This is a genomic window from Methylobacterium sp. J-076 (genome assembly GCF_022829405.1).
In the GTDB taxonomy this organism is placed as follows: Bacteria; Pseudomonadota; Alphaproteobacteria; order Rhizobiales; family Beijerinckiaceae; genus Methylobacterium.
This window is the reverse complement of the sequence record NZ_JAKSXW010000148.1, coordinates 39,834-65,828: the sequence shown is the minus strand read 5'-3', so window position 1 is coordinate 65,828 and position 25,995 is coordinate 39,834. Positions and strand designations below refer to the sequence as shown.

Below are 25,995 nucleotides of genomic sequence, written 5' to 3'. Positions count from 1 at the left end.
AACCATTCCGCCACCTTGGCCATATCTTTCGCTCCGCAGCATCACCACGAGACTTGAAGCCCGTGCACCGACGCAACGTTCTCCTCGGCGGATCCGGCGCGACGCTCGTGAGCCTGCTGGACTCCCTCCTGCAGCCGAACCCGGCCCTGGCCGAGCAGGCCGCCAAGACGCCCGCCGGGCCGTCTCCGGGGCCGTTCGAGGGATCGACCGTCCGCCGCCTCGCGCAGGCGCTGGCCAAGCAGCCGTACAAGGCGCCCTCCACCGACCTGCCGGGCGCGATCAACGATCTGACCTACGACCAGTACCGCGGCATCCGCTTCCGCAAGGAACGCTCCCTCTGGCGTGACCGGAAGCTGCCGTTCGAGGTGCAGTTCTTCGCGCGCGGCTTCCTCTTCCGGCCGGCCGTCGACATCTTCGAGGTCGCGGACGGGACCGCCACGGCCGTGCCCTACAATGCCGACCTGTTCACCTACGGCGATCCGGCCCAGCGGGTGAGCGAGCCCCTGGGCTTCGCGGGCTTCCGCGTCCACGTGCCGGGCACCAACGGCGGTGACACCGACGAACTCTGCGCCTTCCTCGGCGCGAGCTACTTCCGCGCCATCACCAAGGGCCAGCATTACGGCCTCTCGGCCCGGGGCCTCGCCATCGGCACGGGCAGCGCCAAGGGCGAGGAATTCGCCCGCTTCCGGGCGTTCTGGCTCGAACGGCCGAAGGCCGATTCCCCCGCCCTGGTCATCCACGCCCTGCTCGACAGCGAGAGCGTCACCGGGGCCTACCGGTTCACCGTGCGGCCGGGGACGGCGACGGTGTTCGACGTGGAGAGCGTGCTTTATCCGCGCCGCGATATCGCCGAACCGGGCATCGCCACGCTCACCAGCATGTACCAGCTCGGGCCCAAGGATTCCCGGCGGTTCGACGAGTGGCGCCCCGCGGTGCGCGATTCCGAGGCGCTGCTGATGTGGACGGGCCAGAACGAGCAGATCTGGCGCCCGCTCGCCAACCCCGTGGACCTTCAGTTCAGCGTGTTCGGCCAAGCCAATCCCCGCGGCTTCGGCCTGATGCAGCGCGCCCGCGCCTTCGCCGACTACGAGGACCTCGAAGCCCGCTACGACAAGCGGCCGAGCCTCTGGATCGAGCCGATCGGCGACTGGGGCCAGGGCGCCATCGACCTCGTCGAGATCCCCACGCCCAACGAGACGAACGACAACATCGTCGCGTTCTGGCGCCCCAAGGACAAGCTCTCGGCCAACGGCGAATACACCTTCACCTACCGGATGCACTGGGGGTGGGACACGCCCTGGCCGACGCAGCTCGCCCGGGTCACCACCACCCTGATCGGCGCGGGCCAGGAGGAGGGGAGCCGCATCTTCGTCATCGACGTGGTGGGCGACGCGGTGAAGGGGAAGCCGGCGGACGCGCCGCTCAAGCCCGAGATCAGCACCAGCGCGGGGACGATCACGGATGTCCTGTCGCTGCCCAACCCCGAGACCGGCGGCTGGCGCGTCAGCTTCCACCTGAAGCACGGCGGCGCCAAGCTCGCCGAACTGCGCTGCGTCCTCCTCGGCGAGGCCGGGCCGGTCTCCGAGACGTGGCTCTACCGCTGGACCGCCTGATGCAGGCGCTGCAGGCTTCGCCCGAGACCGCCGAGGCCCCCGCCCTCCCGAATCCGGCTCCGCTGGAGATGCCGGTCCAGTCGCTGAAGGCTCCGCCCCGGCGCGAACCCGGGCCGGTGGCCGCGACCGGCGAGCTCGGCCGGCGCCGGGCCTTCGTGATCGGCGGCGCCGTGGCGATGACCGCCATCGGCGGCCGCCAGATGTATCTCGTCCTGAACGGCGCGGGGCAGAGCGTCCTGGGCTGGATGGTCCTCGTCCTCTTCGTGGTGCTGTTCGCCTGGATCGCCCTCGCCTTCACGAGCGCGCTGGTCGGCCTCGTGGACATGATCGCCGGGCGGCGGCGGGCGGCGGCGCCCGCGGGGGAGACCGTGCCCCCCCTGGGCCTGCGCACCGCGCTGCTCATGCCCTGCTACAACGAGCACCCGGCGCGGATCGCCTCCGGGCTCCAGGCCATCTACGAGTCGCTCGACGCGACGGGCCGGATCGACCACTTCGACTTCTTCATCCTCAGCGACACCACCGACCCGGACGTCTGGATCGCGGAGGAAGCCTCGTTCCTTGCCCTGCGCGAGCGGACCGGGGGCGCGGCGCGGATCTTCTACCGGCGACGCCCCAAGAACACCGAGCGCAAGGCCGGCAACATCGCGGACTGGGTGAGGCGTTTCGGCGGGGACTACCCGCTGATGCTGATCCTCGACGCGGACAGCGTCATGGAAGGCGCCACCATCGTGCGCCTCGCCGCGATGATGGAGAGCCAGCCCGGCACGGGCCTGATCCAGACCCTACCGGTGATCGCCAACGGCACGACCCTGTTCGCGCGGCTTCAGCAATTCGCCGGACGCGTCTACGGCCCGCTCATCGCCCACGGCATCGCCCGCTGGCACGGGACCGAGGGCAATTACTGGGGCCACAACGCCATCATCCGCACCCGGGCCTTCGCCGAGCAGGCGGGGCTGCCGGTCCTGCCCGGCCGCACGCCCTTCGGCGGCCACATCCTGAGCCACGATTTCGTGGAGGCCGCCCTGATCCGCCGGGGCGGCTGGGCCGTGCGCATGGCGCCGGATCTGGCCGGCAGCTACGAGGAGGGGCCGCCCTCCCTCACCGACGTGGCCGTGCGGGACCGGCGCTGGTGCCAGGGCAACCTCCAGCACGCCTCCGTCCTGCCGACCCGCGGCCTCCACTGGGTCAGCCGGCTGCATCTCCTGATGGGGATCGGCAGCTACGTGACCTCGCCGCTCTGGCTGATCTTCCTGCTCTTCGGCGTCCTCATCTCGTTGCAGGCGCGCTTCGTGCGGCCCGAATATTTCGGTGACGAGCGGCTGCTGTTCCCGAATTGGCCGAAGGTCGATCCGGTCCTCGCCCAGCAGCTGTTCGGCGTGACCATGGCGGTCCTGCTGGCGCCGAAGCTGATGGCCTACATCGTGCTGCTGTTCGATGGGCCGACCCGGCGGGCCTGCGGCGGCAGCGTGAGGGTCCTCGGGAGCGTGCTGATCGAAACGCTGCTCGGCGGCCTGATCGCCCCCATCGCGATGCTGATCCAATCCTCCGCCGTCGTGGGCGTCCTGCTGGGGCGGGATTCCGGCTGGAACGCGCAGAAGCGGGACGACGGCCGCGTGCCGGTCGGCGTCGTCATCGCCGGCTACTGGCAATACACCCTGGTCGGCCTCGTGCTCGCGGGCGCCGCCTACGCGGTCTCGGCGCCGCTCTTCCTCTGGATGACCCCTGTCCTCGTCGGGCTCGGCCTCGCCGTGCCGCTGGTCCTCCTGACCTCCAGCCGCAGGGCCGGCGAGGCCCTGCGCCGGGTCGGCCTGCTGCAGACCCCGGAGGAGGTCGCCCCGCCGCCGGCCCTCCAGCGGGCCGTGGCGCTGTACCGGCAGCTCTCGGGCGAGGCGGAGGAAGACGCGATGCACCGCCTCCTCCGCGACCCGGCCCTGCGCGCGCACCACCTCGCCGCCCTGCCGCCCCCCCGCCGCCGCGGCGACGGGCCGATCGACGCCGCCCTGGTGGTGGGGCGTGCCAAGCTCGCCGACGCCGACGACTTCGACGCCGCCTGGGCGAGCCTGTCCCGGGCGGAGAAGGCCGCCCTCCTCGGCTCCCGCGAGGGCATCGCGGCCGCCCTCGACCTCTCGGCCGGCGGGCGCTGAGGCGGCGCTCAGGCGCCCCGCACCTCGAACCCGGCCCGGGGGAAGTGAAGGTGCAGCGCGCCGAGGTCCGGATCGTCGCGGCGGACGACGATCCGCTCATGGTCGATGGCGACGAGGGTGCCCTCCACGGGGATGCGGGCGAAGTCGTCCGGCGTCAACGTCACCCGGTCGCCCGGCGCGGCGGCGATCAGGCCGGGCACGGCGTTCGCCCGCGCGATGGGCTCGGGCGCGGCGTCCCTCGCCACGGCGAGGGCCTCCTCCGCCGCGAGGTCCCGCTTCCGGCCATGGCCCAGGGCCGCGACCCGTCCGTACCAGCCGAGCACCGGCGCGAGACCCAGCGCGCGATCGACCGCGTCCGCCTGCGGCCCGTGGCGCATGAGCCAGAGGGGATGGAAGTGGCTGAGGTCCGCGGCGCCCGCGTGGGCGCCGCCGAGGAACGGCCGCCCGTCCGCCAGCGCCTCGGCCAGCCATGCCACCCAGGCGGCGACACGCTGGGCGTTGCGGGGATAGGCGGGCTCCATCGCCGCCTGGCTGATGTCGACGTAGAGGTAATCCTCCCGGCGGTCGCGCAGGAACTCGGCGGGTCCATCGCCGGCAAAATGCACCCGCACGCCGATGGCGGCGAGCCAGATGTCCCGCTCGAACCCGAAGCTCAGGGCCTTGGCGAGGCCGGCGGTGAGGTCCGGGTACAGGCTCGGCGCGGGGTGCAGGCGTTCGAGGACCGCCAGGATCGCGTGCGTGTCGCAGAAAACGTCCGCGCCGATCTGGAGGACGGGAATCCGCCTGTACCCGCCCGTCAGCGCGCCGAGCAGCGGCCGCGGGGGAAGGGCGGCCACCTCGACCGACTCCCAGTCGAGCCCCTTCAGTCCGAGGGCGAGGCGAACCTTCTCCGCATAGGGGGAGGAGGCATAGTGGTGGAGGATGAGGCGGGGCGAGGACATGCGGTTCCCGTGGAATGACCGGCCCTACAACTAGGGCGGCTCCCGCCCAAGCTGCACGACGGCGCACGTCGCCCGCCGGAGGGCGACCGCCTTCTCCTCGCCGGGACGGCGACCCGCGCGAGGCCCCGCCCGGCACGGATCGCGACAGTGGTCGGTCCGCACCACCAACGGGATTCGCCAAGCGCCCCGGGATTGTTCCGGCCCCGCGAGCCGTCCTGAATCCAAGGCGAACAGATGGACGGTGCAATGATCGGCTTCGTACGCGCGCGGCGTGTGGGACATCCTGGAGATCGCACGAAGCGCGGAACCAGGGGCTTGCTGGCGGGTGTGGCGGGGTTGCTGAGCCTTCCCGCGGAGGCGGCCGAGCTCCCCGACCGGCGGAAGATGCCCCTCGCCGAGAGCCTGCGGGTCTGCTCCGCGTATGGCCAAGCCTTCTTCTTCATCCCCGGCACCGACACCTGCCTGCGCCTCTCCGGCCGCACGCGGTTCGAATACGCCTACCAGCCCTCCCTGAGCCGGACCGGCAACAATGCGGGCACCACGCCGGGGGATTACAGCGGCTTCCAGGGCCGGGCGCGGATCAACCTCGATGCCCGCACCCAGACGGCCTACGGCGCCCTGCGATCCTTCATCCGGCTCGATACCGGGAGCCGGACCGGTTTCGCCACCATGCATGCCGGTGCGCTGAACCGCATCGGGGGCGCCTTCCCGGCCACGGGCCTCGACGGCTTCGGGCGCGTCCAGCAGCAGTTGACCCTCGACAAGGCCTTCGTCCAGTTCGCCGGGCTCACCGCCGGACGCGCCTCGTCGTTCTTCGACTTCTACGCCCACGACTTCGAGTTCGTCGTCGCCTCGCTCGGCTCGGATATCGCCTCGACCAATCTCGCGGCCTACACCGCGACGTTCGGGCAGGGGTTCGCCGCGACCCTGTCGCTGGAGGACCCGTCCTTCCGCCACACGCCGGTCTACTCGGCCCAGAACGCCGTCCCCCGGGCGGTGGTCGATTCCGGCTCCCTGGTCTTCGCGCAAACGAACCCGGTGACGCCCATCTTCGTCGGCTACGATGCCGACGGCCGACCGAGCGGCCTGGGCTTCGTCGACACGATCCAGCGCAACCGCATGCCCGACATGGTCGGCGTGCTGCGCTACGATCAGCCCTGGGGGTCGGCGCAGCTCTCCGGTGCCCTGCACGAGGTCAACCACGGCCTGATGGACAGCGCCGGGTTCTCCGGGACGCATCGGGGAAGCCCCGTCACGCTTGCCAACAACCGGACCCCGCGCGCGCCGTCCTCGGCCATCGGCTGGGCCGTGCAGGGGGGCCTGAAGGTCAACCTGCCCTTCATCGCGGCCGGCGACACCCTGTACCTGCAGGCGGCCTACGGCGAGGGCACGGCGCTCTATACCGGCCTGCCCGCCTATAACGGCCCCTGGGCCCAGGCGGCCTCCGCCGTGCAGGGCGCGGCCTTCTCGCAGTTCTTCAACGACGGCGTGATCAACCCGTTCACCAACCGCCTCGAACTGACGACGAGCGTCTCGGTCACCGCGGCGTTGCTGCATTACTGGACGCCCGCGGTCCGTTCCGCGGTCTTCGGCTCCTACGGCGCCCTGACCTTCGCCCGCGGGGCGCGCGAGGCGCAGGGCGCCTTCTTCGCCCTGACCGGCACGGGGCCGGGCACCCCCGGCACCCGTTTCTTCGACCTGAGCCAAGTGCTGCGCGACAGCTACCGCTTCGTCGTCGGCGCCAACCTGATCTGGTCGCCGGTGAAGGAATTCGATATCGGCGTCGAGGCGATCTACACGCGCTACGGACCGTCGAGCGGCCGCATCCTCGACCTGGGCCGGTTCCCGAGCCAGGGCCCGGCCTTCGTCAACAACCCCGCCAACCCGGTCGCGACCGCCGACAAAGTCGATGCGATCCAGGTGCGCGCACGGGTGCAGCGGGATTTCTGAGCCAGGCCCCCCGCCGCGCTCCCGTCACCGGGCCGAAGGCGGGTGGCGTGACGCTCCGGCAGGGGCCGATCTCTCGAAGCCAGCCCCATCGTTCGATCGTGTCCCGCTCGATTCTCGCGTATCGAACGCCCCCCGACACGCCCCTCGAGAGTTGACTCCTTCGACGAATGCGGACGCCACGCCGCTTGCACCGGCCGATGGCGCCATCGCACCGAAGGAGAGCCCCATGCGCATCGTCGACGTCTGCGAGGTCACCAAGCCGATCTCGTCCCCGATCCGCAACGCCTACATCGATTTCTCCAAGATGACCGCGAGCCTCGTGGCGGTGGTCACGGACGTGGAGCGGGACGGGCGCCGGGTGGTCGGCTACGGCTTCAACTCGAACGGCCGCTACGGCCAGGGCGGTCTGATCCGGGAGCGGTTCAGGAACCGCCTTCTGGAGGCCGACCCGAAGAGCGTCCTGAACGAGGCCGGCGACAACCTCGACCCCCACGCCCTGTGGGACGCCATGATGACCAACGAGAAGCCCGGCGGCCACGGCGAGCGCTCGGTGGCGGTGGGCACCCTCGACATGGCGATCTGGGACGCCACGGCCAAGATCGCGGGCCAGCCGCTGTTCCGGATTCTCGCCGAGCGGAAGGGCGTCGCCGCCGACCCCCGCGTGTTCGTCTACGCCGCCGGGGGCTACTACTACCCCGGCAAGGACGACACGGCGCTGCGCGCCGAGATGCGCGGCTACCTCGACCGCGGCTACACCGTCGTGAAGATGAAGATCGGCGGCGCGCCGATCGATGAGGACCGCCGCCGCATCGAGGCCGTGCTGGCGGAGATCGGCTCGCAGGCGCAGCTCGCGGTCGATGCGAACGGGCGGTTCGCCTTGGAACAGGGCATCGCCTACGCCAAGATGCTGAGGCAATACCCGCTATTCTGGTACGAAGAGGTCGGCGACCCCCTGGACTACGCCCTTCAGGCGGCCCTGTCGGAGTATTACCCCGGCCCGATGGCCACCGGCGAGAACCTGTTCTCGCACCAGGACGCGCGCAACCTCCTGCGCTACGGCGGCATGCGTCCGGACCGGGACTGGCTGCAGTTCGACTGTGTCCTGTCCTACGGGCTGGTGGAGTACCTGCGCACCCTCGACGTGCTGCACCGGTTCGGGTGGTCGCCCTCCCGCTGCATCCCGCATGGCGGCCACCAGATGTCGCTCAACATCGCGGCGGGCCTCGGTCTCGGCGGCAATGAGAGCTATCCGGACCTGTTCCAGCCCTACGGCGGCTTCCCGGACGGGGTGAAGGTGGAGGACGGCCACATCGTGATGCCGGAGCTGCCGGGCATCGGATTTGAGGGCAAGTCCGACCTCATCAAGGTCATGCGCGAATTGGCCGAGTGACGGACGTGACCGGCAAGGCCCCGGCCGCGACGAAACAGGGCGAGGGCCCCCATGAGCCTTGCGGCCGGGGGCCCTCGCCGTTCCATCGGTGCGTCAGACGCGGAAGCGGTCGTTACGGGCAGGAATGGCGCCGCCCGTCGTTGCCAAGATACGTGCCGCTCCGGCGGTCATACGACCGGAAACGCTGGACGCAGTAGCCGACCGAGCCACCCGACGGGGCGACCTCCGTCTCGACGTCACCGTAACCCTGCCCGTAGCCGGCGGGGGCGTAGCCACCCCCATACCCGCCGTAGCCGGCACCGTAACCACCGTAGCCGGCCGGGGCGTAGCCGCCACCGTACCCGCCGTAGCCACCGCCGTAGTAGCCATCGTCGTAGCCGCCTAAGCCATAGCCCAAGCCGGCGCCGGCCAAGCCGAGCCCGACGCCCAGCCCCAGACCGAGGCCGCCGTAGCCGTAGCCCCTGCCGTAACCCCGGCCGTAGCCGCGACCATAGCCGTAGCTCCGAGCACCGAACCCCCGGTTGCCGGCAAAGCCCGCGCTGCGGAACCCGCCACCGCCGAAGCCACCCCGTCCGCCGATGCCGCCGCCCGCAAGGCCGCCGCCACCGAAGCCGCGCCCGGCGACACCGCCCCGGAACCCGCCACCGCCGAACCCACCGCCCCGGAAGCCGCCTCCACCGAAGCCGCCTCCACCGAAGCCGCCGCCGTGGAACCCGCCGCCGCCGAAGCCGCCGCGGGCATCGGCCGTCGCCGGAAGTATCACCAGCGCACTCAGCACCGCCGCGGTCGTCATGATCGTTTTCGTCATTATGTCCTACCGATCAGGAATCACTATTCCATCTGTATCGACAACGCGTCGTCGGCTCGGATGTGCATGCTACATGATGTCCTTATTTGAAAACGGAGCCGGACAGGCCGCCGCGATGCGGCGCAGTTCGCTTCGGACGCCGCCGACATCGCCCGCATCGGATCACCCGTCGCCGGGCTCGCCCGTACCCGGCCGGTGGCAGTCCCCCCGGCCGGATCCGGCTGAGAGTCAGGCGACCAACCGCCGCGGTGGCCAACGAGATCAGTTCTGAATATTTGGCCGCAATTCTATCATATGCTATAGTCATTCCCGATGAACATACCGGCAATGAACGCGTTAGAAGGCTATTCTCGCCGGATTTCGAGTTTCGCCGGGCAATCGTTCCACCCTTCATTCCAGTCTGCGTGCGAAGTGCCGCAGCCGACCATCGCCGAGGTGCCGCGGCTGCGTCCCCGTGCGGGCCGCCCTCGATCACGACCGCCCAACAGGATTGCCAGCCAACCGTGACACATGACGCATCACACCCGGTCTCGACCTGTCGGGGCGAAGACGGGTCCGCCCGGATGGAGGTGGCGGCGCTCACCCGCGAGGTCGTGCGCCACTGCGCCACCTTCCGCGATCCCGTCCCCCGGCTCGCCCTTCGGCAGTTGGCGAACACCGTGCTTCCGTATCTGGCGCTCTGCGGCCTGATGCTGTGGGGTTCCGTGAGCGGCCACGGCGTGCTCGTCCTGCCCCTCGTCGTGCCGGCCGGTGGCCTTCTGGTCAGGCTCTTCATCATCCAGCACGATTGCGGGCACGGCTCGTTCCTGCCCTCGCGCGCCGCCAACGACCGGCTCGGCCGCGCCCTCAGCCTGCTGACGGTGACGCCCTACGACAGCTGGAAGCGGGCGCATGCCCTCCACCACGCCTCGACGGGGGACCTGAGCCGCCGGGGTACGGGGGATGTCCACACCCTCACCGTGCGGGAGTACCTCGCCCTCTCACCCTGGGGCCGGCTGCGCTACCGCCTCTACCGCAACCCCCTCGTCCTGATCGTCCTCGGATCCCCGCTCAACTTCCTCGTGCTGCAGCGGATGCCCTTCGGCGTGGGCCTGCCGTGGCGGACGGCGTGGCGGGACGTGCTCGCCCTCGACCTGGCCCTGGCCGCCCTCCTGGGGGCGCTCGCCTTCGCGGCCGGCGGGATCGGGCCGGTGCTCTGGGTGGCCCTGCCGACGGTCAGCGTGGCGGCCTGGATCGGCGGCTGGCTGTTCTACGTCCAGCATCAGTACGAGGAGACCGTGTGGGAGGATGGCGAGACCTGGGACTTCCACCGGGCCGCGCTCGGCGGCAGCTCCTACTATGTCCTGCCGCGGGTGCTGCAATGGTTCACCGGCAATGTCGGCCTGCATCACGTCCATCACCTGAACAGCCGCATCCCCAATTACCGGCTGCAGGAATGCCTCGACGGCCACGAGATGCTCGGACAGGTCGGCCGGCTGACCCTGCGCGACAGCCTGCGCTGCCTCGGCCTCGCCCTCTGGGACGAGGACGCGCGCAAGCTGATCGGCTTCGCGCGGCTGCGGCAGCTCCGGCCGGCCTGACGAAGGCTTCCTGAGAAGTCGGCCCCGCGACCCAGATGCCGAGGCCGCCCCGCAACGGGGTGCCAGGCCGCGCGATCCCTCGCACCACCCTCGCCCGGTAGGCGGCCCACCACCCTGGCCCCGTCAGGGGGCCGAGGGCGGGGCCCCGCACACGAAAAACCCCGCTAAGCGATTAGCGGGGTTGCAAAGATTTGGTAGCGAGGGACGGATTTGAACCGCCGACTCAAGGATTATGATCTGAGCTGGTGCGCAGCTAAGTGCTTGATAGCAAAGGCTCGACAGTGAAGCTGCGCTAGCGGTGCGCTAATTCGACATTCAACGATTCATGACTGAATTTTTTGGCTGCAAGTGAGTTGACTCTCCGTTTGCACTTGGTCTACCTTCATTATGCATTTGGGTTGCAGTGTCTCTGAAGTGACGGCGCTTATCTAAGTACAGCTTAGGTATATCTCCGTCATAGAGCCCCCGCAATCGATTGACCGTCGCAGGACTCAGGTCTTGGATGGTTTTTCGATTTTGACGTGCATTGGCACGTCGGCGGGGGCGAAGCTGTGTCTGATCCCAAGTCGATGTTCCTTGCCGTTAAAACCTGAATGCGCCTGACGTGCATTTGCACGAGGCGGACCACTTGGGTGTACTTTATCTCGACGTGCTTCCTCTCGTCTTTTGCCCGTTGGTTCTTGCAGCCGTCGATTTGGTAAAGGACAAAAGATGACAACTAAGAATACGAAAAACGACCCGTTTCTGGCCGTCAACAACGGCGCAGGGCCTGGTTTCAAGATCTCAGCCATCGCATCTACGAAGCAGGGACAGGATGGTCTTGTCTACGTTGGCGGTCACGGCGACAATCGACTTGTCGCAGTGATTGATCCCTCCGATATTGGAGGCGAATATGCTGACAAGCCCGAGCTTGTACTGTTCGAGCTCAACCGTGCTGTATCCCAGTACGGCGCCGGGCGACCGGTTGTTGTGCCGGCCTGGGCCATCGCTGACTTCGACTAAGCCGCCAGCACTATGGAAGGGGCCCAAACTGGGCCCCTTCTTTTTTGCCGTGATGCGCTCGAAGTTAGTGTTCGGGATCAAGCAAATGACTGAAATCAAAGAGAAAACTGCTCGGCGTAAAACTTCCGTTGGGGACATAGACACTGCTACACCACCCGGCGGTCGCTCATCCCTCAAGACGCGCCTCCGGGCTTCATCGAAACCCTTCATCGCGCCACCCATTCACATCGCCTGCGGGATTGATGCGGAATGGGTCACCCGGGTCGATGCCGTCAGTGGTAAGCCCTACAACCAGATCCTCAGCTACCAGCTGGTGCTCGATCACAATGGTCAGCGAATTGAACTGATCCGCTACACCAACGGTAAAACGCGACGGCACAGACTGACACTGGAGCGTTTGCTGGAGCTGGGTATCCGGAAAGCGATCAAGGAAGGCGTGCTTCCGGACTGGCCCAACCGGATTACGGTGTTTTGCCACTTCCTGCGCGCGGACATCACTGCGTTCGACAACTTCTGGCCACGCAAGCGAGAGTTCGATGGCTTCGGGCGAACCTTCACGGCGGCTTCGGTGCGCTATGATCTCGACCTAGCGCCGGAAGACGCTGAGCCTTCCAAGCGAAAGAGCGGTGAAGGTCGTCGAAGCTCCATGAGCCTATGGGCAGGTGGTCGAGGGCGTGCTCCTCGACGCGTGTCCGTGCGCTTCGTCGACACGATGCTTCTCACACCAGGTCGAGGGAGCTTGGACACCGCAGCCAAGCTAATCGGTTCGAAAAAAGGTGTGTTGCCTGATGGTTATCGCATCGATCGAATGGATGAGTTGCTCGCGGGTGACCGTAAAGAGTTCGAAGCCTACGCACTTCAGGATGCCCGGATCGCGCTGAACTACGGTCTGGAGCTTCAGTGGATCGCTGACGAGATGGGGCTCAAGCGTTTGCCTTCTTCTCTGGCAGGCTTTGCTGTCGCGATTGCTCGACAGGAAATACAGGGAACCGGCCTTTCAATGGAACAAGCCTTCAGTTTTGAAACTGTCAAGCAAACCGTCTACAGTGCTGTGACTGGTAAACTACGCACCAGGGTCGAGCGACAGTCCCATTTCTCTCGCCAGGTCTTCGACGAACTTGCAGCGTTAGGATATCACGGCGGTCGGAATGAGGCATACACATTCGGACCAACTGAAACCGGTATGTTCTACGATTTAGATCTTCCTGGCGCTTACACTACCGCGATGTGTCTGTTGAAACCGCTGGATTATGCCAACGCCTACATGTCGCAACGCCTCGTAGATTACGAACCCGACGTGATGGGGGTAGCGCAGGTGCGGTTCGCGTTTCCGCCAGGTACTCGGCATCCAAGCCTGCCGGTTCGAAACGACAGCGGACTGCTGTTTCCGCTAGAGGGCGTGAGCGTTTGCACGGCACCGGAAATCTCTGCTGCCAAGAATCAGGGAGCCCAGCTGGATATCCTTCTTGGGGTGATCATCCCATGGGCCTCGAACATCCCGATTTTCGAAAGCTTCACGCATCGCATTCAAACCCAACGACGTGAGGCTGGGAACGACTCGATGAGGGGTCTCCTACTGAAGGAGATCGGCAACAGTCTGTACGGGAAAACAGCACAGGGAGTGCACCCTAAACGAGCTTTCGATCCGCGTTTGGGGCGAATGGATACGATGCCGCCCTCGGTGATCACTTCGCCGTGGTTTGCGGCCTTTGTGAGCGGTTTCGTGCGAGCCCTGCTGGGTGAGATCCTGGCCGGGGTGCCCAAGGACCGGACCGTTGTCAGCGCGACTACGGATGGGTTCCTAACAGATGCACCTCTTGAGGAACTGCGTCTTGACGGTGCACTTTATAGGATTTTTCGAGATGTACGCGAGCGTCTGTTCCCGAATGACAATGGCAGTCCGCTGGGACCCAAGGATATCCTCGTAGAAAAACACGTTGTGGGTCAGGTGATATCCATGAGGACCCGGGGCCAGGTTACATGTGAGTTTCTTCCTGGAAAACCTAAGCCGGTTCTGGCCAAGGCCGGCGTGAAACCCAATGCGCCACGTGACCAGCATAACGACTACATGTTGCGACTGTTCCTGAATCGAACTCCCGGACAGCAGCACATTCAAACGTCACTGATCTCTCTGCAGGAGCAGTGGCATACTGAGAGCGATCTCGTTGGGGTGACAAAGAACCCTCGGTTGAGTCTGGAGTACGATTTCAAGCGACGACCTGTGAAGCCGGTTGAGCGTGCCGTACAGGGCCGAATGCACTTGGCTTTTGACAGCGTGCCATGGCGCAACGTTGAGGAGGCACGAGAAGCCATCGTTCGCTTCAAGTCGTGGAGTCGCGGTCAGGGTAGGCCCGAGGACGAGGCATATGTGCCGGGCAGGTTGCTGAAGACGCTGCCTGATTTTTTGGCCTGGCAGGCTTACCACACCATGTCAGTGCCCGTGCGTGCGGCTGGCGTGGGGTTGCGTGGCGATGGCCCTCTGGGACACCTCTATCGACAGTTCCTGAGGGCTCTGGTTCGAGGGGAATGGGGGCTGAGCCTGGTTGACCCCACCACGGGCCTTCGCAGCACGTACGGGGAGATCTCTCACTGGCTCGTTACGATTGGCTTTCCCGATGCCTGTGTGGATGATCTCAAGAACGCCAAGCGCAGCACGGCCAAGCTGGCTCCGCAAACGGTCTACTTGAACGAGGATGTGGCACGGCTCCTCAGGGCTATTCTAGAACAATATCCCATTTTCAATCTGGACCAGGCCATGCATCCGGATCACCTAGCGGAGGCGCAATCGCTATTCTCGTAGTTGAGTCTGTTGCTCGCGCTCCTTTGAGGTCTGCAACGGGCTGAGTACGGGCACTGAACTTTGCGCTGAAGCGGACGTTCCGCCCCCGACCCAACCCAGCCGCCCGGACCGCCATCGGCATTTCTCCAAAGCAGCCGTTCGTCAGGCCTCCGGCAACTTCGGCTCGGGGTGGCGAACGGAAGTTGATCGGCGGCCATAAAGCGGACGTTCGACCTTGCGCGGCTAGGGGTGAACCCGGTCGGCAGCAGGTGCGTGTCACCGATCAAGGCGACGGCCAGGGCCGCGAGGGTGGCCGCGATGCTTAGGCCCACCGTCACGGTCGAGGCCAGGCACTGGAGGGGACGGCGACGCGCACGCTGGGGCGGACCTTGGTTGCCGGCAGGCCCGCCGTGGGAGCCGCGCCTCGTCCACCCGTCCTTCAGCGTCGCTTGGATCGCCCCGCTTTCACGAGCGCGGCCGCGGCCAAGACACCGCCAAGCGCCAACCCGACCGTGAGGCCGGGGTGCATGGCCGCCGTGGTCGCTAGCGCAGTCTCGCCCGGGTAGCGTGACGAAGTGCGGCGTGACAGCAGGTGATCGTAAAGCTGCGTGAAGGCGCGATCAATCGCGCGGGTCTCGACGAGCGTGCGATCCAAGAGCTTGACGGCTTTGGCATGTCCGAGCGCGTGTGCGGCCCTCCGCAGCGTGCCATACCGGGCGATGTAGAAATGCGCCGCGACTTGACCGTACTCGATGTTGATGAGGTCGCGGTCGGCGGCATCCCCATGCTTGGCTATTTCCGCTTCGTTGAGATCGCAGATGCCCTGCATGGCGGGATCGTTTCTGGGGTCGGGCCTGACGCCGATCGAGTCGAAAACCTCGTCCAACCGCTCTAGCTGAACGATGTTCTGTTTCGATCCGGCCTCCAGCATCTGTTTCAGCTTCGGCAGCGTCGCCGTCTTGTTGTTGCGCGTCGCCTGCGCCGCCCCCTGCCGATGCGCTCCGTGGAGAAGGTTTAACCCTTCCTCGAAAAGTCGCCGGTTCCCTGACATCATTCCTCACCTCGTGTTCGCCGTCTTGAGCTCAGAGTCTGTCTGGCAACTCTGGCCGCCCTCGTCGTTCGGTTGATGCGATCGACTGCGGTATCCAACGCAGTAAGCGCCCGGGTCGGCCTCAAGATCCGTCTCGGCCTTCTGCAGGCGGCAGGTATCTACGGGCGCCGACTGGAACTGGGGCGCCGACACGCGGTTTCGGCGGTCGCTCAAGAAACACCCGAAAACCCACCTGTGTGATGGCCAGGACATGCCCGCCACACAATCCACACGGCTTGAAGCGCTTGCTCGCCAGCGATGTCTGTATTTTCAACTGCTCATTTCACATCTGTCAGGCAGCTTTCCGTCGGACCCGGTCGCTCGGGATCGTACAGTTTGCCCGAAAGCAGACCTTCCGAATTACCGAGTCGGTCGTGGGCGGAAACGTTCGGTAGCCGATCCCCTTTGGGACACATGGGGAATGCCCGGAGCGCGAGTTCAGATGGTCCGTTGTCGAGCCTGGAAACGGCAAGGCTAATTAAAGCGGTCGTTCGCGGGATGGGCCATGTGAAGCGCAACCAGAGCAGGTCAGCGCGATCAGCGCAGCCTCGGAATGCCGCGCTCTAGGTTGGCTTTGAAGCGCTGCTTCATTTCCGCGGCGATTAAAGAGCGGATCATGGACCGGATCCCGAGCGGATGCGGCAAGTTCGGCCGATATGCTTGACGATCCGGGGATGACCGCAGGCTCTGGGGTGCAAGAAGCCCTTTCAAGGCGCATCCTCCCCGACCGTTTCAAGGATCACGCGCGCCGTCTCGGCAGGCTGATCCCAATGCGGGAAGTGGCTGCAGCGTTCGAACCAGTGCAGCCGGGCCGACGGGAAGGCTACCTGGGCGCGTGCAGCCTGGCGTGGCAGCAGCAGGTGGTCCTGGCGGCCCCAGCCGATGGTGACCCGGCTAGGCGTCTTTGCCGAGCCCTGCTGCAACGGTCCGCGTGCCAGCTCGCGCAGCATCGCATCGAACACCGGTGTGGCCGCCAGGCTCCGCAGCTCCTCTTCGACAAGCTGCGGTCGTAGCACCCACGGACGGGCCGACAGTTGGGCCAGCAACACCGTACGGGTGACGGCATGGCGCGACAGGCCGGGATGGAAGGGCCGCAGCAGCCGCACCAGGCGTATCGATGCCGCGAGCGTCCAGTGTAACCAGCGCGTTTCCCACCCGCGCCAGAAACCGCCGGGATCGAGCGCCACGCAGTGCCGACCGATGCCCCGCCGCGCCAGCTCCAGCACCAGCCGGCCCCCACCGAACTGCCGACAAGGTCCGCCGTCGTCAGGCCATGGGACTGCACAAAGCCGGCTAAGGCGTCTGCATAAGCCTCCACCGTCTGCCGGCCCGCGAGCGGGGCCGATTTGCCATGTCCCGGCAGGTCGACCAAGATCAGTTCGCGCGAGGCGCGCAATGCGCTCAAGAGCGGATCCCAGGTGCGGAGATTGGCCCCCAGCCCGTGGACCATCAGTAGCGGCCGGCCGGTGCCGAGGCGTTCGAAATGTAGGGACATGACGGCATTGTCCTTCAATTTTCGCCCTGCAATACGAACACTGGTCCGTGGCAGATTTCGTCAGGCCGAGAATGCCAGTCAGGTCCGCGGGCCGCTCATATCGGACGCATCGAGGTCGAGTGACCCGCCGCGGCATTCGGTGAACCTGCACAGGTGATCAGAGCATGAACCCATGGCCGGGTTGGCGCTTGCCGAGCCAGCATCGTCGTGCGCGGTCCGTGCGATCACGCCGGCTCCAAACGGTCGACGGACGGAGACTTGACGGCACGGAGCCATCCAGCCCCCGGGAACTTCTCACCATCGTCTTCAGTTCTTTGCGATCGGCTCCCTGATCTGGAACCTGAGAGCTTCGATCACGACCGTCTACGTCAGGATGGCGCCGCCGCGGTCGATGTGCGTGTTGCACACCACCGCATCGTCGGTTCAATCGGAGACGGAGGGGCCCTCGAACTCACAGGCGTGCGACCGGGCGACATCAATCAGCATGTCGCCCCCCCTGGCTGTCCGATGCCGGTCATGTCGCGCCTAGGCCGGAACGTGATCAATGCTCGCGGTATCCTCGGACGCCACGCCATTCTTGCTGTGGCGGAAATCGCTCAGCGCCTGGTAGACCCGAAGCCGTGCGCGCATCACGGAACCAAGCGGCCGGTGAGCCGTGAGACTATGGGCAGGACGGAAGGTCATCACCTCGTCGAAGTAGCGCACGCGGGCCGCGCTGTAGGCATCCTGGCGGGGCAGCCGCAGCGTCGCGACCGTACGGTAGGGGCTGATGGAGACCGGCCAGTCGACCGAGGCATCCTCGATGGGTTGGCTCTCGGCGTCGGCCCAGATCTGGGCCCTCAACTCGAACACCACCTCGTGGTCGCGGAAGAAGGCGACCGTGGCATGGCGGAAGCCGTCCTCGTCCTGATGCGGATCGAGCCGCCACTCGGATAGGGCACGCTGGCTGTCCGTCGCCGGAACGACCCCGAGCTTGGCCACGTAATCGCCGTAGCGGACCGGCGCCTGGCTGAAGTAGCTGTCGGCGAGGGGGTGGCTGTAGGGATGGCCGAAGAAGTCGGCCAGCGCGCTCTCCGTCCCGAAGGCGTGCAGCGCGCGATTGAGGTTGCGCATCGTCGACGAGACCGCGCTCTTCACCCCTTCCGGCAACCCCGTGGACTTCCCGATGACGGTGCCGTCCCGCAGGAAGCCGGCCGCTGTACCCGAGGGAAACGTGGTGCCCGTCGCGAGTACGAAGTCCTGGGTGTCGACGGCGTGGCCGGGCAGCTTCTCGCCGGGCACGTCGAACACCTTGATGGACATGCCGCGGTGGGTCGAGACCCGGTCGCCCAGGGTCTCGCCCGGCCCCTGAGCGAAGCGAACCGCCACGGGGTGAGTGCCGGGCGTGGCGAACAGCCCTTGGGCCAGTTCGGGCGGCAGGCCGGCGGCAATCATCAACTCGCCGGTGACGCACGCAGAGCTCTTCGCATGGCTGGCACGCACGGCATGGTGCTCGCGTGCCTCGACGGTCTCCGATTGCTGCGTCATGCCGTTGATGATGCCATCAATCGTCTTCTGCTCGTCCGGATCGGGCTTCTCGACGTCGGGTGCGTATCGAAGGTAGGTCATGTTCTTCCTCACGGGGATCGGGGAGCCGAGCCAGCTCGTCGTGTCGAAGCCGTGACGAACACCGTCGTCACGCCCTTGGGCGGGTCGGCCTCGGTCGAGGACATCGCCATCAGCGGCGTGTCGAAGGTCGAGACGCTGTCCCAGTAAAGGGCCGGGTGGGCGTTGAAGATTTGCAGGCCGCTCATCAGCAGGACCAGGAGGTAGACCGCGTTCACCCAGTGCGTGATGCGGATGACGACGGGATGCCGGAACATCCATCGGCGACGCTCGACCTAATCAGTCTCTGGCGCTGATCGGGTGAGATAGGTTCGGGCCAAGCGGTCTTCCTTGAAATCGTGGCCTGCAGGGCGGAGATCCCTTCATCGGGACCTCCGGGACTGTCAGGCGCTTGAAATCACATACCGCGGTTCATCATCCGCTTCTTCATCATGCGGCGCTTCATCATTTGCTTCCGCATCATGCGCTTCTTCATCATCATCCGGTCGCCCTGCATCATGCGGACCTGGGTGACGCCGCTCTCGGACTGGAGGCCGTTGACGGACATCGGGGCGGCGGAGGCCGAACCGGTCACGAATGCGATGCCGCCAAGGGCGGTCAGTGCGGTGAGGGCGAATGTGAACTTCTTCATGCAAGATCTCCTGTAGTGCTGAATGCCATATTCAACCCTCGTCACAACAAAAATTTTCCGGCATTGTTCCGATATATAAAATCTCGTCAATTGATGGTTATTTGCCTTTCGGCCAAGCGGTAGAGTGTACCTAAGCAGAGCCTTCGGCACGAACGTTCTTGGGTCGTCTGTAGGCGGTACGACATCCGCTGATTTTAAGTTTCAGATTTTCACACCGGCGGTCAGGATGCCGCGCATTCTCACCCGCCCCTGCCATCGGGGAATGCCATACCGAGTAGCCTGCAAGCGGACCTTCCGACCTTGTGCAAAGGGTCGTGATCGGTCCCCGCCGGGATGTCCGCCTCCATGCACTCGCCGCCCCGAAGCGGAAAGGCAGAAAACCACCCGACCCGGACGTTGAGCGTCTTCTTCCAAGCTGCCCCCAAGCGAACCTTCCGAGGGTTTGCGACGGATCGCAAGTATTTCTTCGTGGCAAATGTCAAGCTTCAGATTTCGATAACTAGTGGTCCGATTAATTGATCTGTACCGGCGTATGACCCGTCACGTGCAAGACTGACGGGTCATGTGTTTCCGCCAACAGTGTTGGCGGGTTTCGCCCTGTGAATGACCAGATCGATCATGGCTAAATACCTCAGGCGAAACTGAGGAGCACCTGATGTCGTATCAGAGGATGAGAGAATTTCGTGCCGCGCTGATCCGAGTGTCCGAGCCATGGGAGCGGCGTCAGATCCGTTGGCTGAGTCCGGGCATGCAGGCGCAGCGGGAGCAGGTGCTATCGGCTATCGGGATGATGCACCCGCTGTACGAGAGGATGTCGTGTTGCGGAGAAATGGACGAAAACCGCAACAACATGCGGGTGTGCGGGATACCGCTGTGCCCACGCTGTTTCATGCGTCGTCGAGGCAAGGAGACGGGCCGTGCACTGGGGCAGGCGTTTGCCGGGGTTCCCAATGAGCAGCTGGCGTTCCTAACGCTGCTTCTGGAGCCCACGCTGGACCTCGGCACGGTGGACCCGGGCATCCAGGCGACCAAGCGGCGAATTCAGAACATGATTGCCTACCAGCGCCGACACGACCCGCGGTGGAACGATGTTCAGTTGACGGGGTGGTGGGAGATGGACCGTGATTCGTACGGAGATCTGGAGGGATTTGGCCGGAACAAGCGGATCGCCATGCAGGGGTTGGGTTGGCCGCTGTTCGCGAAACGCCTTGAGAGCACGGTGTGGCGACCGCATCTCCACGGGATTGTGGGGTTGGGTGAAGTGACCGCTCAGGAATTCGCTGATGCGTTGAGAGCCCGTGGACACGGCGCTCCCTATCAGGTGAGCTTGAAGCCGTTTGATCGCGACCAGAGCGTGGTGAGGAACATCAAAGGGGTGATCCGGTACGCATTGAAATTCCGCATTGAACGGGATTTCAAAGGCGAGAGCCAGGAAAATAGTGATGCAATTGGGGGTATGGGATTTGTTCGTAGTTGGTGGAATAAAGAGGACATACGTGAGTATGTGGAGTGGTTGATGTGTAAGAGAGGTGGGTTTGAGAGATTGAGATTTGTGGTTCGTGCGTTGTAGTAGTCAGTACTTTTACATACATAATACTAACTAGCTGTTCTTCAAGTATGACATTATGAGCCGTTTTAGGATGTCGCTGTGGATACGTGTTTTAGATTTTTGAGCCCGCAATTTGCCGAACACAATTGGCCATTTCAGGCCGACAATGCTCAAATCCTTGCTGTGACGGGTCCCAAGGAGCCTGAGTTTTACGACTGGCTGCTTGAGGTGATCTGCAGTTGGAAATTGTTCGCACAAGCTTTGGAAACTGTTCCACACAAACCATGTGCAAGTTTCTCAACAATCAAACTGACCCCAAGTTAGTACAGATCAACAACGACGTGTTCGTGCAGATTAAATTGTCCTGGATTGGCAGTACGGGAGTCATGTGGCGCGCCGATGATTTTGCAAAATGTGTGTTGGTTGACAATTGATTGGGCTACGCTGTTTGATGGTGTTGTCGAAAACCACGAACCTTCGAATGCGTTGCGTCCACCAGTGCAAGCCCTTATGTTTGATAAGTCTTAGACCTCAGTGGCTCCAAGAGGCTTCCCTGATCGCACAACTCATAATACTGCGTCCCGCAAATAGCTCTGTGTTGTAGAGAGTAACATGTTGCTGCGGGAGCACGCTGTAGCTGGTGCTGTCCGCGTAGAGAGGGATCACCCGAAGATCCTGCTTGTGTGGCTGGCTGCCGCTCGCAGCGTTCAGGACCCAGCAGGAGAAAGCTACCCGTTTAAGATTGGCATCCCGTCGCGTGTTGATGACCTCGAACACGTAGCGGTTGTCCCTGTCCTTGGCGTAGGTGAATGTGGGTTTGAATTCGGGATCCGCGTAGAAATCGGCGGAACCGATCCTGCATGTGGTGAGAGGCATGCTCATGCCGGGCTCCCAGAGAATCCCAGAGCTGCTCAGCAAGGGTTGCTCCACCCCCTCACCCGGGGCGAGCCATCCCCCAGCACCGACTGAGATCTCCTGCACCCGCTGGCTGGGCGTGCCGTTCGCGAACACCGGCGTGCATCGGACCATGGCCAGGCGCAGCCAATCCCGGGCATGCCGATTGGTGATCCGCCCATACAGGTGTGAGCCTTCGATCCGGGTCTGCAGACCCACGGGTGCATCCGAGCCGTAGCGGTGGAAGGCACCGCTGGGTTTGATCTCCCGCTGCAGGATGCGCTCGCTGTAACCCATGGCCAAGGGGAGGGCGCCCACGATCAACAGCATGAGGATGGGGCTGCCAAGCACACCCGCCACGAGGATGAGAAAGCCCGCGCCGAACACCAGCGCGCTGAGGATGATGAACTCGTACAAGTAGGGGGCGAATGGATCGAGGCCCAAGCACCAGGCGGCAAGCGTGCCGATGGCCGTGCTTGTGATCCAGAGGCGGATCATCAACTTCCTCGCATTTCCTGGGGGATCAGATGGGCAAGGCTACCCTGCACGCCACCTCCTCCTCCCCTGGAGCGACTGCTGTCATCCCGCGACCAGGAAGCCCCAGCGCTGGTGGGGCGCGGGTTCAGCGCCCTCGCAGCACGGGCGCCCTTCAAGCGCACGGGTGAGCGTTCAGCAGCAGGGCTGAAAATCCTGGCCATCGCCGCCGGGGCGGTGGCACATATTCGCGGATGACCACGCTTACCCATCCCCCGGTTTGGAGCCTCCTCACGCACGCCAGCTTGCATGCCCTGCTGGAGCTGTCGGCCGGAGGAATGCCGGAGGTGATCACCGTTGATGCCACGGCTGATGCCGCGATGGCCGCGCCATTGGTTGGTACCACCCGCCAGATGATCCAGCGGGCTCAGGCTCACTCTGGCCTCACGCTGACCGCCACGGGGGCGCTGAGCCGCGCCGACGTTCGCGCACTCTTCGATGCCATGACCTGGCCCAGCTATGACAAGGCCCAGGTGCTCCTGATGAACAAGGTGCTCAATGAGATCGACGTGATGCCGGTGGAGGCCACCCGGCTCGTCGCGCAAACTGCCAAGCTGTTTCGCAAACGGCAGAAGCTTCTGCTCGCTACCAAAGCCGGTGCAGCTCTTGGCCGTGAGGAGCAAGCCGGTGAGCTGTTCCGCTGCCTGTTCGAGACGATGTTCTGGCGCGTCAACCTTGGCTATTTCGACCGCGTGCCCATGGAGGCCTGGCCGCAGAACCACATCGGCATCGTGCTGTGGTGCCTTTCCATCACGTCCCCGGGCTGGGTCGCCCGCGAAGACCTGATGCGCAGCTGTACGGTTTGGGACCCCGCGCTGGACCACGGCCCGGCGGATTACGCAGGGTTCGCTTTCGAGAGCCGGGTGTTGCGGCCGCTCACATGGTTGGGCCTGTTCGAAACCCGGTTGGTGGGTGATGAAAGCTCCCCCTCCTGGCGGCGGGAACGGCAATACCGGAAAGCCCCGCTGTTCGATCGGGCAATCCGGTTCCGCGTAGAGCTCGACAAGCCGGTGGGCCTCGCGCACTGATTGGTCGCCAGGGGAGGGCTGCGAAGGCCGTTGGCTGCGTGGCGGTCGCTGGATCTTGACGTTCTGCGCGCAAGTAGCTGGCGACCACATTGGCTTACCTAAGCTCTTGAGATTACGCTCAGAAAAACCGCTAGAACGCAGTTTTTGAGGGTATGTACGGGGTCCTCTTCGCACGTAGCAGACGGCGCAGTGAGCGGCATGATCAGCCGTGCCGTTCACCGTCGCTCTCGCAGCGATCAAGCTGCCCGGGGCTTGCGGCGCTCCGCCATCATCAGCCCGCGGGCCGCGGCGGCCTCCTTGATCTGCGGATCCAGCTCCCCCGCGCGCACGGCGGTGATCAGCGCCTCCAGGGTGCCCGGCAGCTTGTCCAGGTTGCCAATGCTGATCGCCGCCTTGCCCGGCTGCAGCTCCAGCGGCTTGCCGCCCACGCGCATGATGAAGTGCACGGTGCCCGCCGGGTCCTGAAACCAGCCCCGGCGCACGCGGCGGTTGACCTCAACCCGTACCCGCTGGCCCGAAGCATCCTTGCGCAGGGCCAGCATCTTGGGCGGCTCATACAGGCGGCCTTCCAGCGAGGCGCTCACCATGTCCCGCTGGTCAGCCAGTTGTGCCAGCAGCTTGTCCCGTGCACGGCCCAGTGGATCGTTGGCCGATGCGGTGGGAGCCGCCGCACTCAGCTTGAGGGTCTTCAACACACTCATCACTGTCTCCTCGCATGTGAGCTCCGTCAGCTCTCATGCACAGGACGTTACAGCCGCGACCCTGCCGTTCAACCGAAGATTGTATAAACCCATAAGAGAAGAGCTGAGCTAAGCGTCAAAACATCCCAAATGATGCCCCCTCTTATTGATGTGATAATAGGTTGTCACACGAAAGCTTTGCAATGCAAGATCGTGTCCGAAATACCAGTATTTTAATCCCCTACCGCTCAAGTAACGCCAGCTGTGGCCCAATTGGAAAATTTTCAATGGTTCATACGATCTGAAGTGGCGACCGGTCATCCTTAGAACGGGCTCACCGCCTCTCAAGCACGTAAATGCAAGTCCAGCTGCTAATGTCAGCCATTCGTCCTGACCCATATCGCGAGCTTTTATACCATTAAGCTTTAACGTCGTCGCAGCCAGAATCGTCCTCTCTAGCGCAGGCATATCGAAAGATACATATCGTTCTTGGCTCTCTTCGTCGAACCATGAATCAAGGAAACTCGCAGCTTCCTTTTCTGTCAAATGAAGCTTAGACATCATACGCATATCACGGTTGTCCATCATCATTGGCCTTCTAGTTCTTACCGGCGCAACAGCAGTCGACTGCCTCGAGATTACATCGAGGCTGCACAAGCAATCATGCGATAGGTGAGCTCGCAGTGTCACTTCGTCTAAGCATGACACACAAACAAAAAATTACGATCACTAATAGACGCGATGCTTAATCGTGCACAGATTCCGCCACCACGGGGATGCAGTGCAAGGGTCAGAACATGCCTTTTTGGCGAGGCTGTGCTAATCTGGCATCCATAGCTAAAAACCCGCTTTGACTGGCGTGTTATCGATTCTCGAAAGCATTTTGTATTTAATGACCCGCAAACACAGCAGAATATATTTTTGCCGGGATTTGGCGCTGGGTTGCTAGAATTGCTGACGCAAGTTTTTTATGCACCCTATAATCGAAATTAAAATCACATTTTTTGCCTCAGCTATTACAAAAATGAGGTTCAGATGAGCATGGGTTCGTACTGACCGAGCCGCGCGCCGAACGTCTGACGTGTGCCGGATAGAGAACTGGGGACTGACTGCGTTGAATTTAGAATTAAAGCGGTCGTTCCGCTTTGCAACCATTCCAGTCATTCAAATCGCTTCGATGACGTCCCGTAAGCGGACGCTACCGGCTGCGACCGGCCATTCGCATAAGGGCATGTTACGGAATCTAGTACTTTGAACCTAAGTATTGACTATTTTTGGTTGCGATTTCTGTAGATTATTAAGCTATCAATTCGATCGAGAGCAGATAGGATGTAGCTGCCACGAACAGGCGTCGCTGCGCCGGACCGCCGAACGCGCAGTTCGACGGCGTATCGGGCGTCGGGATAAAACCGAGGCGGAAGCCGTCCGGGGCGTAGATGTGTATTCCATCTCCGGCGGTAGTCCAGACCCAGCCGCGCTCGTCGACCGCGAACCCATCCGGGTAACCGTGGTCTGGCCGGCAAAACAGGCGTTGGTTCGAAAGGGTGCCATCCGCAGCCACATCGAACACCAGGATCTCATGGGTGTCACGCTCATGACCACCAATGATCTCACCGAGCGAGCGTGCCGTGTCAGATACATACAGGTTGCGGCCGTCAGGGGAGAAAAACAGGCCGTTCGGCTGTTCGAAGTCGGCCATACGGCGCAGCGAGCCAGCGCGCGGGTCGAAGCGGTAGACGCTACGATGATCGAGGTCCGGATCGACGAGGCTACCTTGGTTCGGCATCAGGATGCCGAAGGTCGGATCGGTGAACCAGATCGTCCCGTCCGCCGCCACGGCGACGTCGTTGGGGGAGTTCAAGCGCTTGCCATTGTAGTGCGTTACGATCGGCTCGGGCTGACCGTCCCCGCGTGAGCGACTGATGCAGCGCCGTCCGTGCTCACTGTGGACTAGGTAACCATCGGCGCCGAGCGCGTTTCCGTTCATGAATTGCGTGTTGTCGATGACCACCTCGACCCGGCCGTCAGGATACCACGCCAGGAGGCGCCGGTTCGGAACGTCGGACCAGATGAGGCGGTCTCGCGGTGTGTCCCAGACCGTGCCTTCGCCATGCAGCGTAAAGGTGTAGAGCACATCCCATTCTTCATCCGGAGAAAGCACGGCCGCCAATCGGAGATCATGCACCTCGACGCCAGTGAAGCCATCGATCTTGCCCGGGCTACCAGGCCGTCGGAGCAAGCGCCCGGGTGAAAGGTTTCTGTCCTGCGACATCGGCACGTCC

Annotated in this window: 18 protein-coding genes and 2 pseudogenes; 9 read left to right on the top strand and 11 right to left on the bottom strand. The window is 64.1% G+C overall.

Going from position 1 to position 25,995, the window contains the following annotated elements; translation table 11 throughout:
* The first annotated feature begins 62 nt into the window (after nt 1-62).
* Together MKK53_RS22060 and mdoH are read left to right on the top strand one after the other, a co-directional pair.
* On the top strand, nt 63-1,613 hold the full coding sequence (locus tag MKK53_RS22060; protein WP_243930913.1) for a glucan biosynthesis protein: 1,551 nt from the start codon (nt 63-65) through the stop codon (nt 1,611-1,613).
* Nucleotides 1,589-3,757 carry a glucans biosynthesis glucosyltransferase MdoH gene (gene mdoH / locus MKK53_RS22055; RefSeq protein ID WP_243930912.1) on the top strand — a complete coding sequence of 723 codons (2,169 nt, stop codon included), beginning with the start codon at nt 1,589-1,591 and terminating at the stop codon, nt 3,755-3,757. Before MKK53_RS22060 ends, mdoH begins: the two co-directional genes overlap by 25 nt.
* Before the next feature lie 8 nt (nt 3,758-3,765).
* Here the strand turns inward: mdoH and MKK53_RS22050 are convergent, their stop codons facing one another.
* Complete coding sequence (locus MKK53_RS22050; protein WP_243930911.1) at nt 3,766-4,698, bottom strand: glutathione S-transferase family protein; 933 nt, start codon at nt 4,696-4,698, stop codon at nt 3,766-3,768.
* A 246-nt stretch (nt 4,699-4,944) separates the two neighbouring features.
* Between MKK53_RS22050 and MKK53_RS22045 the strand changes: the two genes are divergently transcribed.
* Nucleotides 4,945-6,648 (top strand): porin, encoded by a 1,704-nt coding sequence (locus MKK53_RS22045; protein WP_409564394.1) that lies wholly within the window; start codon nt 4,945-4,947, stop codon nt 6,646-6,648.
* A 226-nt stretch (nt 6,649-6,874) separates the two neighbouring features.
* A complete protein-coding gene (locus tag MKK53_RS22040) occupies nt 6,875-8,038 on the top strand; it encodes a mandelate racemase/muconate lactonizing enzyme family protein (protein WP_243930910.1) in 1,164 nt (387 codons plus the stop codon).
* 112 nt (nt 8,039-8,150) lie between these two features.
* Here MKK53_RS22040 and MKK53_RS22035 read toward each other — a convergent pair whose 3' ends face one another.
* Nucleotides 8,151-8,831, bottom strand: coding sequence for a BA14K family protein (locus tag MKK53_RS22035; protein ID WP_243930909.1), 681 nt, complete (start codon nt 8,829-8,831; stop codon nt 8,151-8,153).
* A gap of 578 nt (nt 8,832-9,409) precedes the next feature.
* On the opposite strand from MKK53_RS22035, the gene MKK53_RS22030 reads away from it, so the two are divergent.
* The 3 genes from MKK53_RS22030 (at nt 9,410) to MKK53_RS22020 (ending at nt 14,228) form a co-directional block, all read left to right on the top strand.
* Nucleotides 9,410-10,426, top strand: a complete 1,017-nt coding sequence (locus tag MKK53_RS22030) for a fatty acid desaturase (protein ID WP_279599210.1) — start codon at nt 9,410-9,412, stop codon at nt 10,424-10,426.
* A gap of 711 nt (nt 10,427-11,137) precedes the next feature.
* Nucleotides 11,138-11,428, top strand: a complete 291-nt coding sequence (locus MKK53_RS22025; protein ID WP_243930907.1) for a hypothetical protein — start codon at nt 11,138-11,140, stop codon at nt 11,426-11,428.
* Nucleotides 11,429-11,513: 85 nt separating this feature from the next.
* Complete coding sequence (locus MKK53_RS22020) at nt 11,514-14,228, top strand: DNA polymerase (RefSeq protein WP_243930906.1); 2,715 nt, start codon at nt 11,514-11,516, stop codon at nt 14,226-14,228.
* A gap of 418 nt (nt 14,229-14,646) precedes the next feature.
* Here the strand turns inward: MKK53_RS22020 and MKK53_RS22015 are convergent, their stop codons facing one another.
* The 5 genes and pseudogenes from MKK53_RS22015 to MKK53_RS21995 form a co-directional block, all read right to left on the bottom strand.
* Nucleotides 14,647-15,261, bottom strand: coding sequence for a DUF892 family protein (locus MKK53_RS22015; protein ID WP_243930905.1), 615 nt, complete (start codon nt 15,259-15,261; stop codon nt 14,647-14,649).
* Nucleotides 15,262-16,004: 743 nt separating this feature from the next.
* A pseudogene (locus MKK53_RS22010) lies at nt 16,005-16,747 on the bottom strand (alpha/beta fold hydrolase).
* Nucleotides 16,748-17,317: 570 nt separating this feature from the next.
* The gene (locus MKK53_RS22005; protein WP_243930904.1) at nt 17,318-18,400 is read right to left on the bottom strand and encodes a catalase family protein; all 1,083 of its coding nucleotides are present in this window, start codon (nt 18,398-18,400) and stop codon (nt 17,318-17,320) included.
* Nucleotides 18,401-18,424: 24 nt separating this feature from the next.
* A pseudogene (locus MKK53_RS22000) lies at nt 18,425-18,654 on the bottom strand (hypothetical protein); the annotation flags it as partial.
* Nucleotides 18,655-18,794: 140 nt separating this feature from the next.
* Nucleotides 18,795-19,028 (bottom strand): hypothetical protein, encoded by a 234-nt coding sequence (locus MKK53_RS21995; RefSeq protein WP_243930903.1) that lies wholly within the window; start codon nt 19,026-19,028, stop codon nt 18,795-18,797.
* A 655-nt stretch (nt 19,029-19,683) separates the two neighbouring features.
* On the opposite strand from MKK53_RS21995, the gene MKK53_RS21990 reads away from it, so the two are divergent.
* The gene (locus MKK53_RS21990; RefSeq protein ID WP_243930902.1) at nt 19,684-20,598 is read left to right on the top strand and encodes a hypothetical protein; all 915 of its coding nucleotides are present in this window, start codon (nt 19,684-19,686) and stop codon (nt 20,596-20,598) included.
* 510 nt (nt 20,599-21,108) lie between these two features.
* Here MKK53_RS21990 and MKK53_RS21985 read toward each other — a convergent pair.
* Nucleotides 21,109-21,972: a hypothetical protein gene (locus MKK53_RS21985; protein WP_243930901.1), complete on the bottom strand. Its 864-nt coding sequence runs from the start codon at nt 21,970-21,972 to the stop codon at nt 21,109-21,111.
* Nucleotides 21,973-22,199: 227 nt separating this feature from the next.
* Between MKK53_RS21985 and MKK53_RS21980 the strand changes: the two genes are divergently transcribed.
* Nucleotides 22,200-23,033 (top strand): hypothetical protein, encoded by an 834-nt coding sequence (locus tag MKK53_RS21980; protein ID WP_243930900.1) that lies wholly within the window; start codon nt 22,200-22,202, stop codon nt 23,031-23,033.
* 236 nt (nt 23,034-23,269) lie between these two features.
* Here the strand turns inward: MKK53_RS21980 and MKK53_RS21975 are convergent, their stop codons facing one another.
* The 3 genes from MKK53_RS21975 to MKK53_RS21965 form a co-directional block, all read right to left on the bottom strand.
* Nucleotides 23,270-23,734 carry a DUF6641 family protein gene (locus MKK53_RS21975; protein WP_243930899.1) on the bottom strand — a complete coding sequence of 155 codons (465 nt, stop codon included), beginning with the start codon at nt 23,732-23,734 and terminating at the stop codon, nt 23,270-23,272.
* A 108-nt stretch (nt 23,735-23,842) separates the two neighbouring features.
* On the bottom strand, nt 23,843-24,304 hold the full coding sequence (locus MKK53_RS21970; protein WP_243930898.1) for a hypothetical protein: 462 nt from the start codon (nt 24,302-24,304) through the stop codon (nt 23,843-23,845).
* 706 nt (nt 24,305-25,010) lie between these two features.
* Nucleotides 25,011-25,985, bottom strand: coding sequence for an SMP-30/gluconolactonase/LRE family protein (locus tag MKK53_RS21965; protein WP_243930897.1), 975 nt, complete (start codon nt 25,983-25,985; stop codon nt 25,011-25,013).
* Nucleotides 25,986-25,995 lie beyond the last annotated feature (10 nt).